Below are 12,622 nucleotides of genomic sequence, written 5' to 3'. Positions count from 1 at the left end.
CGATCTCCTTTAGTTGACGATTCAACTTTTAGGAGATCGGACACCCCCCATGAATGTCGTGCTCTGGATCATCGCCGTTCTGCTCGGCGGTGCGTTCGTCGCCGCCGGCCTGATGAAGATGCTCCAGCCGAAAGAGAAGCTGATCGAGACCGGTCTGGGCTGGACCGAAGGCTTCTCGCCCAACGCGGTCAAGGCGATCGGCGCCCTGGACATCCTGGCCGGCGTCGGCCTGATCCTGCCGGCGCTGTTCGGCGTCGCCGAGATCCTCGTGCCGCTGGCCGCCGTCGGCATCGTGCTGCTGATGATCGGCGCGGTGGTGGTGCACGGCCGCCGGCGCGAGACGCCGATGGTGATCGCCAACCTGGTGCTGCTCGTGCTGGCCGCCGTGGTCGTCTGGGGCCGCTTCGGTCCGTACTCCTTCTAGTCTTTCCTCAGGCGGGCGACCGCCTCGTTGAGGACGGCCGGTCGTTTGCAGAAGGCGAACCTGACCAGGCGGCGGCCGGCGTCCTCGTGGTCGTAGAACACCTGGGTCGGCACCGCCACGACGCCGGAGCGCTCCGGCAGCGATCGGCAGAACTCCACGCCGTCGGTGCCGCCCAACGGCGTGATGTCGGCCGTGACGAAGTAGGTGCCTTCCGGAAGCAGCACGTCGAAGCCGGCGTCGCGCAGACCGGCGACGAGCAGGTCGCGCTGCGCCTGCAGCCCGGCGCGGAACTCGTCGAAGTAGTCGTCAGGCAGGCCGAGCGCGATCGCGACGGCCGGCTGGAACGGCGAGCCGTTGACGAACGTCAGGAACTGCTTGACCCGCAGCGCCGCCGAGACCAGCTCGCGCGGCCCGCTGGCCCAGCCGATCTTCCAACCCGTGCAGGAGAAGGTCTTGCCGGCCGACGAGATCCGCAGCGTGCGCTCGCGCATGCCGGGCAGGGTCGCGAGTGGCACGTGCGGGGTCGCGGCGTCGGTGAAGACCAGGTGCTCGTAGACCTCGTCGGTGACCGCGTAGACGTCGTGCGCCTGGCACAGCTCCGCGACCAGGGCCAGCTCCGCGCGCGTGAAGACCTTGCCCGTCGGGTTGTGGGGCGAGTTCAACAGCACCATCCGGGTACGCGGGCCGAACGCGCGACGCAGCTCGCCGGGGTCCACGCTGTAGTGGCCGTCGGCGTCCGGCCGCAGCGTCACCGGCCGGCGGACGGCACCGGCGAGCGCGATCGCGGCCGCGTACGAGTCGTAGTAGGGCTCGAAGCAGACCACCTCGTCGCCGGGCTCGCACAGGGCGAGGATGGCCGCCGCCACCGCCTCCGTCGCGCCGGCCGTGACCAGCACCTCGCCGTCCGGGTCGTAGTGGAGGCCCCAGAACCGTCGCTGGTGCGCGCTGATCGCGGCCCGCAGCGCCGGAATGCCCGGGCCGGGCGGGTACTGGTTGGCTCCGTTGTGGATCGCCTCCGCCGCGGCGTCCAGCATCTCCTTCGGACCGTCGGTGTCCGGGAAGCCCTGGCCCAGGTTGACGGCGCCGGTGCGCACCGCGAGCGCGGACATCTCGGCGAAGATCGTGGTGCCGAACGGGCGCATCCGCGCGACCAACGGGTCCGTCACTGTTCCTCCTCGTGGGCGGCGACCAGGCGCTCGATGCCGTCGAAAATCATGGTGAGGCCGAACCTGACCTCCATGTCGAGCTCCTGTTCGCTCATCCCCTCTTCGGGGTCGTCGAAGATGCCGTCGTCGAGCAGTTGGGCGAGGTCCGGAAGTCGGTCCTTGTCGACCACCAGCCGCAACATCCTGTCGTACGCGGGATAACCCAGCGCGACACCGGCCGCGCCCTGGTTGATCTCCTGGGCCATGCGGACCTGACCGCGGATGAAGACCAGCAGCAGCATCACCACGCCGATCCGGAGCTCGGAGGGCACGCTGGTCCTGCGGAAACAGGCCAGGCCGCGGTCAAGCCAGGTGAGCTGGCCGGGGCCGACGGGCGGGGTCGGACCGAGTGGCACGTGCAGGACCCAGGGGAAACGGCGATAGAGCTCGACCAGGGCGTACGCCCAGCGCTCCAGATTGGGTCGCCAACCCGCGTCCTGGTCGGGCTCGGGCGGTGGGTTCTTGACGGCGCACACGTCGATCATCAGCTGGAGCAGCTCGTCCTTGGTGCGCACGTAGCGGTAGAGCGACATCGCCGACTTGCCCAGCTTCTCGGCCACCCGGTTCATCGAGAGGGGTCCGAGCCCCTCGGCCGAGGCGATTTCGATGGCGGCGTCGACGATCTGGTCGATGCTGAGGTTGGGGCGCGGGCCGCGCTTGGCGGGCTCGCGGCGTCCCCACAGCACGTCGACACCGGGTGGCAGGTCGGACATTGCTTCATCCTAAAACTGCGTATAGCCTAAACCAATTAGCGTAGGCCATAAACAGTTGGGGGAGGGCGTGGACGCGATCCAGGTCCAAGGAGTCTCGAAGTCGTACGGTGCGCAACAGGTGTTGACCGACATTGACCTCGCCGTGCCGGCGGGGACCGTGTTCGGGCTGCTCGGTCCGAACGGTGCCGGCAAGACGACGCTGGTGCGGATCCTCGCGACGCTGGTCCGGCCGGATGCCGGGCGCGCCTCGGTGGTCGGGCACGACGTGGTGACCTCGGCCTTCGAGGTGCGGCAGAAGATCAGTCTGACGGGGCAGTACGCGGCGGTCGACGAGTTGCAGACCGGCCGGGAGAACCTGGTCATGGTCGGTCGGTTGCGGCGGCTCGGGCGGTCGGCGGCTTCCCGGCGGGCAGATGCGCTGTTGGAGCGGTTCGACCTCGCCGAAGCCGGGCGCAAGCTGGTCAAGACCTACTCGGGCGGCATGCGGCGCCGGCTCGATCTCGCGATGAGCCTGGTCACTTCGCCGCCGGTGATTTTTCTCGACGAGCCGACCACCGGGCTCGATCCGCGCAGCCGGCAACAGATGTGGGCGTTCGTGCGCGAGTTGGCCGACGCGGGGTCGACGATCTTCCTGACTACCCAGTACCTGGAAGAGGCCGACCAGTTGGCCGACCGGATCATGCTGATCGACCGCGGGGTGGCGGTGGCCGACGGGACCGCCGAGTCCCTGAAGGTGCGGGTCGGCGGGGAGCGGGTCTCGCTGTCGTTCGCGTCGCCCGCGGCCGTCGCGTTGGCGGTCGCCGACCTCGATCCGGTCGCCTCGACCGCTACGTCCGTGACCGTGGCGACCAACGGCACCGCGGCCGAGGTGCGCGAACTGCTCGACCGGATGGACAAGATCGGTGCGACCGTCGACAAGGTCGCCGTCCACCGGCCCACGCTCGATGACGTGTTCTTCGCCCTGACCGGAGGTGGCCCGCGATGACCAGCGCCTACTGGGCGGTCGACAACTCGCTCGCCATGATCGGCCGCAGCCTGCGCATCTCGGCTCGCAACGTCGAGGCGCTGCTGATGGCGGTCATGTTGCCGATCATGCTGATGCTGATCTTCGTCTACATCTTCGGCGGCGCGATCAACTCGGGCACGGCGTACGTCAACTACGTCGTACCCGGAATCATCATCCTTTGTGCCGGCTTCGGGGCGTCGACCACCGCGGTCAGCGTCACCCACGACATGGTCGGCGGGCTCATCGACCGCATCCGCTCGATGCCGGTGGTGAGCTCGGCCGTCCTCACCGGACACGTGGTCGCCAGCGTGGTGCGCAACCTGGTCGCGATGGCTCTGGTGATCGGGGTGGGCCTGCTGGTGGGCTGGCGACCCGCCGCCGGCGTCACCGACTGGCTGGCGGCCATCGGCTTCCTGGCGCTGTTCATGCTGTCGATCTCGTGGCTCGCGGCGTGCCTGGGCCTGCTGGTGCGCACGGTGGACGCGGCCGGAGGCGCTACCTTCGCGATCACTTTCCTGCCGTACGTCTCGAGCGCGTTCGTGCCCGTCGACACGTTGCCGAGTTGGCTGCGCGGCGTGGCCGAACACCAACCGATCACGCCGATCGTGGAGACGACGCGCGGCCTGCTGATGGGCACGCCGATCGGGTCGAGCTGGTGGATCGCCCTGCTCTGGTTCGGCGGCATCACATTGGTGGCGTTCAGCTGGGCGGCGGTGCTGTTCCGCCGCCGCACCGCCTGATTGCTGGTTGCGTCAGTCGAAGATCGTCCCGATGCAGAAGGCGCCGATGAGGCTGCCGTTGTCCGAAGCCGACTCCTTGCCGTTGACCGTGATCCGGCAACCCAGGCCTTCGTTGTCACCGTTGGACCGGGTGGCGCTCACGGTCAACAGCAGGGAACCCGTGCCGCTGGTGAACTCGTGGGTCCACGGCAGCTTCTGGTTTTTCAGCTGACGGGTCTCGCCGGCGAGATCGTCGACATAGGTGATGTCGGCGCGTCCCGTGCCGGTGACCTCGTAGACGATGGTCTTGCCGGCGATCCCCGGCAGGCCGGGCAACTCGGTCGGCAGGCCCTGGGGATCGTCGTCCGGGTCGAAGGTCGGCAACGGGTCGACGGGATCCGGGTCCGGGGCGGCCGGGTTCGTCGGCTGCGTGACGACGGGGTCCTCGTCGCCGCCGGCGTTGGCGATCAACAGGCCACCGGCGGTGGCGGCGCCGCCGCAGAACAGCAGGGCGAGGACCACGACCAGGGCGATGATCGGCCCGTTGCCCCGCTTCTTCTTGACGGGCTGGTCATAGACCGGAGCGGCGTTGTAGGGGTTGTACGGAGCGCTTGGTCCGTAGCCGGGCGTGTACGGGCTGGGCGGCGGGGCGTAGGGGTTGGCCGGGGGCGCGTAGGGCCCGCTGGGAGCGGCGGCGTCCGGGGGAGCGAACGGGGCGTCGGCCGGGGTGCCCGGCGGGCGGGCGTAGGGGCTCGGCTCACCCGGGTTGTAGGGATCGGGCAGAGGCGAGGTCTTCGGGTACGAGCCGCCGGGCGGGGTCTCGGTGGAATAGCCGGGCGGCGCGCTGGACGGATAACCGACCGGACTGCCGGTGGGATAGACCGGCGCGGAGCCGGGGGTGAAGGTCGGCGTCCCACCGCGTGGCGGGGTGGCCGTGGGCGGCGGCAGCGGAGTGGTCGGCTGCCCACCGGAGGACGGCGGACGCGCGGTGTCGCTGGCCAGGGGTGCGGTCGGTCCCGCGTCACTGCCCGGCGGGGGCGGCGCGTCGGCCGGCACCGCCGGAGGCAAGGTGAACCCGGCCGCGGGCGGCGCTCCGCCGGCCGGCGGGTAGGACGGGGCCGAAGGCCTCGGCGGGGCCGAGCTGACGGGCGGCGTGGGCCAAGCGGGGCCGGCGGTGGGCGCGGGTGGCGCCGAGCTGACCGGCGGAGCCGAGCTGACTGGCGGTGTTGGCGAAGCCGAGCTGGCCGACGGCGCCGGGGGAGCCGAGCTGACTGGCGGTGTTGGCGAAGCCGAGCTGGCCGAGGGCGCCGGCGGAGCCGAACTGACCGGGGGCGTGGATTGCGCCGGGCTGGCCGCAGCTCCCGACCCGGTCACGGTCAGAGACTCGGTCTCCTCAGCCTCAGGTGCTCGCGGCGCGGGTGGCGCGGAGCTGACCTGCGGCGCCGGCGGCGCGGGCGGGTCCGACGGCGCGGGCGGCGCGGGGCTGGCCGACGGCGCGAGCGGCGCGGCGCTTTCCGGCGGCGCGGGAGGGGCCGGGCTGACCGAAGCCGTCGGCCCAGCCGGGCTCAGCGGTGCGGTCGGTTCGGTGTCCGTGGTCGGCGGTGGGGGCGCCGGGGTGGTCGACGGGAACGGAGGCGGAGGCGGATAGGCCTGCGTCCTGTCCGACGCGTGCTCGCCGTCTCCCGTTTCGTCGGGCTCGGGCGGGGTGGGACGGCTCATCTGCGCTCCAAGCGAGGGGCGGCCATGGGCGGCGACCCACGGCGCGGGACGCCGTCGAGCGTCCCCGAAACCGATGCCTCGGGCAAGCGGAAAGCCGTCAAACGGCGGTTCCGTCCGGCCGATGCGATACGGGCCGACAGTACCGGTTGCGGTCCACAACGGGCGGTCTCGACCGGGCTGGTGAGAGTGCTCGGCGGGCACGGAACGTACACGGTGCATCGCTCATGTCAGATGATTGATAGGCACACTTTCGAGCACGCGCCATGAGCGATTTTCGGCTAGAGTCTGGCTCATGTGTGGAATCGTGGGTTACGTGGGCGCCCGCCCGGCGCTCGGCACCGTGCTCGACGGGCTGCGGCGACTCGAATACCGCGGCTACGACTCGGCCGGCGTCGCTGTCGTCGGCGCCGACTGCCTGCTGACCGAGAAGCGTGCGGGCAAGCTCTCCAACCTCGAGAAGGCCCTCGCCGAGCGCCCGGCCGACTCCGCCGAGACCCACATCGGCAGCGGCACGACCGCGATCGGCCACACCCGTTGGGCGACCCACGGCGGCCCGACGGACCGCAACGCCCACCCACACCTGTCGCGCAACGGCCGGGTCGCGGTCATCCATAACGGCATCATCGAGAATTTCGCGGCGCTGCGGGCCGAGTTGGAGGCGACCGGCATCGAGTTCGCCAGCGACACGGACACCGAGGTCGCGGCGCACCTGATGGAGATCGCCCTCGCCGCCGTACACCTCGAGAACCCAGGCATCGACCGCCCGCAGGCGCTCGCGGAGGCGATGCGCCGGGTCTGCCGGCGGCTGGAAGGCGCGTTCACGCTGCTCGCGACCGACGCCGGCACGCCCGGCGCCGTGGCCGCGGCCCGCCGCAACTCACCGCTCGTGGTCGGTCGGGGTGTCGGCGAGAACTTCCTGGCCAGCGACGTCTCGGCGTTCATCGAGCACACCCGGGAGGCGATCGAGCTCGGCCAGGACCAGGTCGTGCTGATCACCCCCGACGCCATCGAGATCACCGATTTCGGTGGCGGTGCCGCCACCGGCCGCGACTTCCACATCGACTGGGACGCGTCGGCGGCCGAAAAGGGCGGCTACGACTACTTCATGCTCAAGGAGATCGCCGAGCAACCCCAGGCGATCGCCGAGACCCTGATCGGCCGACTGACCGAGCAGGGCGACATCCGCCTCGACGAGGTCCGCCTCACCGACCAGGACCTGCGCGACGTCGACAAGATCTTCATCGTCGCCTGCGGCACCGCCTACCACGCCGGGCTCGTCGCCAAGTACGCGATCGAGCACTGGACCCGCATCCCCTGCGAGGTCGAGCTGGCCAGCGAGTTCCGCTACCGCGACCCGGTGCTCGACCGCTCCACTCTGGTCGTCGCGATCTCCCAGTCCGGCGAGACCATGGACACCCTGATGGCGCTCCGGCACGCCAAGGACCAGAAGGCCCGAGTGCTCGCCATCTGCAACACCAACGGCTCGACCATCCCGCGCGAGTCCGACGCCGTGCTCTACACGCACGGCGGCCCGGAGATCGCGGTCGCCTCGACCAAGGCCTTCCTGACCATGGTCGTCGCCTGCTACCTGATCGGCCTGCACCTGGCGCAGGTCCGGGGCATCAAGTACGCCGACGAGGTGGGCGCCGTCGTCGAGCAGTTGCAGGAGATGCCCGACAAGCTGCGCACGCTGCTCAGCCGCATGGACCCGGTCCGCGAGCTGGCCCGTGACCTCGCCAGCGCCGGCACGATCCTGTTCATCGGCCGCCACGTGGGCTACCCGGTCGCCCTGGAGGGCGCGCTCAAGCTGAAGGAACTCGCCTACATCCACGCGGAGGGCTTCGCGGCCGGCGAGCTCAAGCACGGCCCGATCGCCCTGATCGACCACGGCACCCCGGTCGTCTGCGTGGTCCCCTCACCCGCGGGCCGAGGAATGCTCCACGACAAGATCGTCTCGAACATCCAGGAAGTCCGAGCCCGCGGCGCCCGCACAATCGTGATCGCCGAAGACGGCGACGAGGCGGTCGTGCCCTACGCCGACCACCTGATCTACGTGCCCCGCACACCGACCCTGCTGGCCCCGCTGGTCACGACGGTCCCGCTGCAGGTACTCGCCTGCGAGATCGCCTCCGCCCGCGGCCACGACGTCGACCAACCCAGGAACCTCGCGAAGTCGGTCACGGTCGAGTAAGGGCAAACGGCGGAGGTCAGGATCTGGAGACCCGGGAGCCGATCATTTCCCGGGTTCGCGGTGGTTGCGACCGTCGCTCCCGCCGGGGACCGCTCCGCTTCGCTACGCTGCCAGGTCCGCGATGGGTCGCCCAGCGATGACCTAACTACTCGCGTGCTGCTTCGGCAGCACGCGAGTACTTGTATCCGGATGGGTCGCGGGCGTGGGACTGGCGACAGCCGGCCCGTGGCCCTGGTTGCTACCGCCGGCGACCGACCTGGTCCGGCCGATCATCGCTGGCAGGCCTGCACGGCAAGCGCTTCGCCGTCGGCCCGAGGTATCGCCTGAGCCCGGCGATGACCGGCCCGACACCGCGATTAGGTGACCGCTCCGATGGCGCTCGGCGCGCAGATCGGCGGCGAAGGGTCTGGCCTGCCTCGGCGGGCGTTGCCCGTCTTGCGACGACGTCCGTCCGACGTGGCGGCCCGGTTGCGTGGAGGGGTGCGGGCGGGGACGGCGCGGTAGCACCGCCGCGGTTTGTGTGGACGGGTGCGGGCCGCGCGGGGACGGCCGCGGTGGCACCCGCCGCGGCTGCCCGAACGCGGCGACAGCGACGCCAGGTCGAGACAACAACAGCGGGCCGGTCCGCACTCCTGCTCGATCTTGCCTCGACCGGTCGGCGCTGGCCGGTCGGGTTCTGCAGGCGCGCCCTGCCGACGCGACCCGGACGGCCGTCCGCGCTTGACCGTTCTGGTTCAGGCGACTGCGCCCGCTCTCATTCGACTTGGGATTGGTGTTCTGGGCCCAGGGCTATTCGGGCTATGTCCGTCAGGGCGTCGTTGTCCGCGCGCCAGTAGCCGCTGTGGCCGCCCGGGTCGCTGGTGAAGACCTGGGCGCCGAAATCCGGGTTGCTCGGGTTGGGGCCGAACCACAGGTCTTCGTTGGGGTGTGGACGTAGGTCCGGCCGGAACGGGTTGGCCAGCTCCGCTCCCAGTCGGTTGAACGGCTCCTGCCAGCCCGGCGCCAAATAGGCGATCGGGTCGTCGGCCGCCGTCGTCGACCAGACTCGCGACGCCGGCAAGCCCAGCGCTGACGCGTGGTCGACGCCGACGCCCGGTGAGCCCACGAAGATCAGGTTGTCGGCGGACAGGCCTGTCGAGCTCGCCGTCGCCCCGACCGTCAGTGAGCCGTAGCTCAGGCCCAGCACCGTCTGGTGTGCCGGCGGGCCCTCGTGGGTCGCCCGTAGGCCCTCCGCGAAGCGGTGCAGCCCCGGCCCCGCGTCGTGCGCCCGCGTCGCGAACACCGCCTCGCCGAGGTGGGACGGCGCGTCGTAGTCGAGCCACAGCACCGTCGACGTGCGTTGGGCCGGGTCCACCGTGGCCGCTCGGGCGGACATCGCCTCCGTGCGGGCCAGGTCGTCGCGGACCGCGGTCAGGTCGGCGGTCATTCCCGGCACGTAGGCCAGCACGTTGTCAGCCCTGTCCGGGTCGCCCAGGGCCAGCACCACGCGCCCGTCGCCCTCGGGCACCAGGCTCAGCAAATAGGCCCGCTCGCCCGTCTCGGCTGACAACCGGGCGTCGACCGCGTCGATGCCCGAGATCAGACCTACCAGCCGCAGGCTGGCGGAGACCGCCGCGTGGCGCGGCATCGCCGTGCGGACCGCCTCGGCCCGCTCCCGCACCAGATCGGCCCGCCACCCCGCCAGCAGAGCCCGGTTGGCCTGGTCTCGGGCCGCGACCGGCACACCGTCGAGGCGACCGACGTGCAACGGCTCGTGCACCAGCAGCCACCGCCGCTCCGCCGACGTCAACCCCGCCCACCACTCACGGACGGATCTCGGAGAAGCGCCGGCCGCCGGCCGGTGCCGGGGCGGTGCCGTCGGCCAGCCCGCGCCGGCCGCCGCGGCCAGCCGGTCCAGGGCCGCGGCGGTCTCCCGGTCGGCGTTGGTGGCCGCGGCCAGCGCCACGACGATCTCGGTCCCGACCCGGTCGGCCGCGTGCAGGGCGGCGACCCGGTCGATCCCCGTGACCGAGACGTCCGGCGCCGTGCGGCCCATGCGGTCGATCTCGACATGTGCCGGCGCCGCCCCGGCCACGGCCGCGGCGAGCATCCCTCGGGCCCGGGTCAGCGCGGACGCGAACCCGGCGAGCACCTGGTCTGTCTCGACGAACGCCAGCCGCGCGGCGACGAGCGGTGCGCGCAGCGCGCGCACGTGCCCGCCGGCCGCCGAGCCCGCGGCGCCCCGCCAGCCGTCGGAGACGCGGCCGGCCACCGCGCCGAGCTCGGCAGCGCGCCGCCCGACGTCGGCCGCCAACCGAGCCCAGGCCGCACCCGCCGCCCGCCACCGGGCCGGGTCGGCCCGCCACAACTGCGCGTAGGTCACCACGGGACACTCACCCGACCCGGTGCAGCCGGATCGCCGCCCGCAGGTCGGCCTCCTCATAGGAGCGCGCGGCGTCACGTAGCAGCCCGCCCGAGTGGGCCACCCGTGCAGCCGCCGCGCCCAGCGCCGAGGACACCTCGCCCGCCAAGCCGGCGAGGGAGGCTCCTGCCGCCCAATCCGGCGCCGGGACGCACAGGTCGTCAGGGCCGCAGGCCAGAGCGCGGGCCACCAGGTCGAGCTCGGTCGCCCGGTCGCGCAACAAGCCGGGATCGACCCGCAGGTCACCGTCCACGTCAACCTCCCCAGAAAGAAGTCAGGAGGTCACGCTAGGGCGGCGACAAGGCCCGAGAATCAGGCTGTGGACAAGCGAAGGAGCCGGGGAACCGCGGCTGTCCACAAGGCTTGTGCACCGCGTACCCGCATTGCTAATAGGGTGGACCGATGATCGTCGCTGTCGGGATCGATGTGGTCCTCGTCGAGCGGTTCACCGGGGCACTGACCCGGACACCACTGCTCGGCGACCGGCTCTTCACCGAGGCGGAGCGGTTCACCGGCTCCGGCAACCCGCGCCCACCGGAGTCCCTGGCCGCCCGGTTCGCGGCCAAGGAAGCCGTGGCCAAGGCCCTCGGCGCCCCCGCCGGCCTGCACTGGCACGACTGCGAGATCGTCACCGACCCGGACGGCCGACCCTGGCTCACGGTGAGCGGCACGGTCGCCGCGGCGGCGGCCGAACGCGGCGTCAACCGCTGGCACCTCTCGCTCTCCCACGACGGCGGCATCGCCTCCGCGATGGTGGTGGCGGAGCAATGAGGAAAGCCTGGCGGGTCGCCGACGTGCGCGCGGCCGAAGAGGCCCTGATGGCCCGCCTCCCGGAGGGCACCCTGATGCAACGCGCCGCCGCGGGCCTCGCCCGCCGCTGCGCGCTCATCCTGCGAAACGTGTACGGCTCACACGTCACGCTCCTCGTCGGCCCGGGCAACAACGGCGGCGACGCCCTCTACGCCGGCGCGATCCTGGCCAACCGCGGCGCCGCGGTCACCGCGATCGTGCTGGACCCGGGCCGCGTACACGAAGCGGGCCTGAAGGCCTTGAAAGCCGGCGGAGGCCGCACCGCCGAGCAGCCGCCCCGCACAGTGGACCTGATCGTCGACGGCATCGTCGGCATTGGTGCCAAGGGCGGCCTGCGCAGCGGTGCCGCGGCCATGCTGCACAAAGCCACCGGCCGACGGGGCCGCGACGGCCGGCGCCCCATGATCGTCGCCGTCGACGTGCCCAGCGGTGTCGAGGTCGACACGGGCGACGTACCAGGGAAAGCGGTCCAGGCCGACGTCACCGTCACCTTCGGCTGCCTCAAGCCGGCCCACGTGGTCGGCCCGGCCGCCCCGCTGGCCGGCGAGGTCGAACTGGTCGACATCGGCCTGCGTCCGTGGCTCAAGGCCGACCCCGCGATCCTGGTGCCGGACCGGAAAGACATCGCCGACGCGCTGCCGAAACACCGCCCGACCGACGAGAAGTACACCCGGGGCGTGGTCGGCATCGCGACCGGCTCCACGACGTACCCGGGTGCCGCGATCCTGTCCACCTGGGGCGCGCTGGCCGGCCCGACCGGCATGGTCCGCTATGCCGGCGGCGCCCGCCAGTACGTCGTGCAGGCGCACCCGAGCGTCGTCGCCACGGACCGGATCACCGACGCGGGTCGGGTGCAGGCCTGGGTCGTCGGCAGCGGCCTGGGCACGGACGAGGCGGCGGCCACCGCGGTACGCACGGTCCTGGCCAGCAGCCTCCCGGTGGTGCTCGACGCCGACGCGCTGAACCTGCTGGTCGACGGCACGATGGCCGACCTGATGCGGGGCCGCAGCGCGCCGCTGGTGCTGACCCCGCACGACCGCGAGTTCGCCCGGCTGGCCGGTGAGGAGCCCGGTCCCGACCGGGTCGCCGCCGCCCAGCGCCTGGCCGCGCACACCAACGCGGTGGTCCTCCTCAAGGGTGACCGCACGATCGTGGCGACCCCGAGCGGCCAGGCGTACGCGAACCCGACCGGCAGCGCGGCCCTGGCCACCGGAGGGACGGGCGACGTCCTGGCCGGCCTGCTCGGCTCCCTGCTGGCCGGCGGCCTGCGTCCGGAGGTGGCCGCCGTCACAGCCGCCTACCTGCACGGACTCGCCGGGCGGGAAGCGGCCCGCCACGGCCCGGTCAGCGCGTCCGACGTGGCCGCCGCTCTACGCCCCGTAGTCAACGACCTCCGCCCGGGTGACCCGGAAAACGTCGTTACCCCCAAGTAGG

The 12,622-nt window shown here is 71.9% G+C and carries 12 protein-coding genes; 7 read left to right on the top strand and 5 right to left on the bottom strand.

The genetic code is table 11. The annotated features are described in order from the left end of the window. Nucleotides 1-49: 49 nt before the first annotated feature. Nucleotides 50-424: a DoxX family protein gene (locus AB0J88_RS12450; RefSeq protein WP_364345586.1), complete on the top strand. Its 375-nt coding sequence runs from the start codon at nucleotides 50-52 to the stop codon at nucleotides 422-424. Here AB0J88_RS12450 and AB0J88_RS12445 read toward each other — a convergent pair. Together AB0J88_RS12445 and AB0J88_RS12440 are read right to left on the bottom strand one after the other, a co-directional pair. Continuing rightward, nucleotides 421-1,590 carry a pyridoxal phosphate-dependent aminotransferase gene (locus AB0J88_RS12445; protein ID WP_364345588.1) on the bottom strand — a complete coding sequence of 390 codons (1,170 nt, stop codon included), beginning with the start codon at nucleotides 1,588-1,590 and terminating at the stop codon, nucleotides 421-423. The two genes, AB0J88_RS12450 and AB0J88_RS12445, sit on opposite strands and share 4 nt — an antisense overlap. Continuing rightward, nucleotides 1,587-2,342 (bottom strand): TetR/AcrR family transcriptional regulator, encoded by a 756-nt coding sequence (locus AB0J88_RS12440; RefSeq protein ID WP_364345590.1) that lies wholly within the window; start codon nucleotides 2,340-2,342, stop codon nucleotides 1,587-1,589. The genes AB0J88_RS12445 and AB0J88_RS12440 overlap by 4 nt, the downstream gene beginning before the upstream one ends. 67 nt (nucleotides 2,343-2,409) lie before the next feature. Here AB0J88_RS12440 and AB0J88_RS12435 point away from each other — a divergent pair, with 67 nt between their 5' ends. Beyond that, a complete protein-coding gene (locus tag AB0J88_RS12435; protein ID WP_364345592.1) occupies nucleotides 2,410-3,327 on the top strand; it encodes an ATP-binding cassette domain-containing protein in 918 nt (305 codons plus the stop codon). Further along, entirely contained in the window at nucleotides 3,324-4,088 is a 765-nt protein-coding gene (locus AB0J88_RS12430; RefSeq protein WP_364345594.1) for an ABC transporter permease, read from the top strand. Before AB0J88_RS12435 ends, AB0J88_RS12430 begins: the two co-directional genes overlap by 4 nt. A 12-nt stretch (nucleotides 4,089-4,100) precedes the next feature. Here AB0J88_RS12430 and AB0J88_RS12425 read toward each other — a convergent pair whose 3' ends face one another. After that, nucleotides 4,101-5,123: an MmpS family transport accessory protein gene (locus AB0J88_RS12425; RefSeq protein ID WP_364345596.1), complete on the bottom strand. Its 1,023-nt coding sequence runs from the start codon at nucleotides 5,121-5,123 to the stop codon at nucleotides 4,101-4,103. A gap of 97 nt (nucleotides 5,124-5,220) precedes the next feature. Here AB0J88_RS12425 and AB0J88_RS12420 point away from each other — a divergent pair, with 97 nt between their 5' ends. After that, the gene (locus AB0J88_RS12420; RefSeq protein WP_364345598.1) at nucleotides 5,221-5,715 is read left to right on the top strand and encodes a hypothetical protein; all 495 of its coding nucleotides are present in this window, start codon (nucleotides 5,221-5,223) and stop codon (nucleotides 5,713-5,715) included. Between the two features lie 363 nt (nucleotides 5,716-6,078). Continuing rightward, complete coding sequence (gene glmS / locus AB0J88_RS12415; protein WP_364345600.1) at nucleotides 6,079-7,977, top strand: glutamine--fructose-6-phosphate transaminase (isomerizing); 1,899 nt, start codon at nucleotides 6,079-6,081, stop codon at nucleotides 7,975-7,977. Nucleotides 7,978-8,731: 754 nt separating this feature from the next. Here glmS and AB0J88_RS12410 read toward each other — a convergent pair. Both AB0J88_RS12410 and AB0J88_RS12405 read right to left on the bottom strand, forming a co-directional pair. Beyond that, nucleotides 8,732-10,339, bottom strand: a complete 1,608-nt coding sequence (locus tag AB0J88_RS12410; protein WP_364345602.1) for an alpha/beta hydrolase — start codon at nucleotides 10,337-10,339, stop codon at nucleotides 8,732-8,734. A gap of 10 nt (nucleotides 10,340-10,349) precedes the next feature. Then, nucleotides 10,350-10,631: a hypothetical protein gene (locus tag AB0J88_RS12405; RefSeq protein ID WP_364345604.1), complete on the bottom strand. Its 282-nt coding sequence runs from the start codon at nucleotides 10,629-10,631 to the stop codon at nucleotides 10,350-10,352. A gap of 149 nt (nucleotides 10,632-10,780) precedes the next feature. Here AB0J88_RS12405 and AB0J88_RS12400 point away from each other — a divergent pair, with 149 nt between their 5' ends. Together AB0J88_RS12400 and AB0J88_RS12395 are read left to right on the top strand one after the other, a co-directional pair. Continuing rightward, nucleotides 10,781-11,149 (top strand): holo-ACP synthase, encoded by a 369-nt coding sequence (locus AB0J88_RS12400; protein WP_364345606.1) that lies wholly within the window; start codon nucleotides 10,781-10,783, stop codon nucleotides 11,147-11,149. Next, the gene (locus AB0J88_RS12395; protein ID WP_364345608.1) at nucleotides 11,146-12,621 is read left to right on the top strand and encodes an NAD(P)H-hydrate dehydratase; all 1,476 of its coding nucleotides are present in this window, start codon (nucleotides 11,146-11,148) and stop codon (nucleotides 12,619-12,621) included. Before AB0J88_RS12400 ends, AB0J88_RS12395 begins: the two co-directional genes overlap by 4 nt. Nucleotide 12,622: the final 1 nt, after the last annotated feature.

Origin of the sequence: Asanoa sp. NPDC049475 (genome assembly GCF_040676915.1) — a bacterium.
In the GTDB taxonomy this organism is placed as follows: Bacteria; Actinomycetota; Actinomycetes; order Mycobacteriales; family Micromonosporaceae; genus Asanoa.
This window is presented reverse-complemented; position numbering and strand designations above follow the sequence as displayed.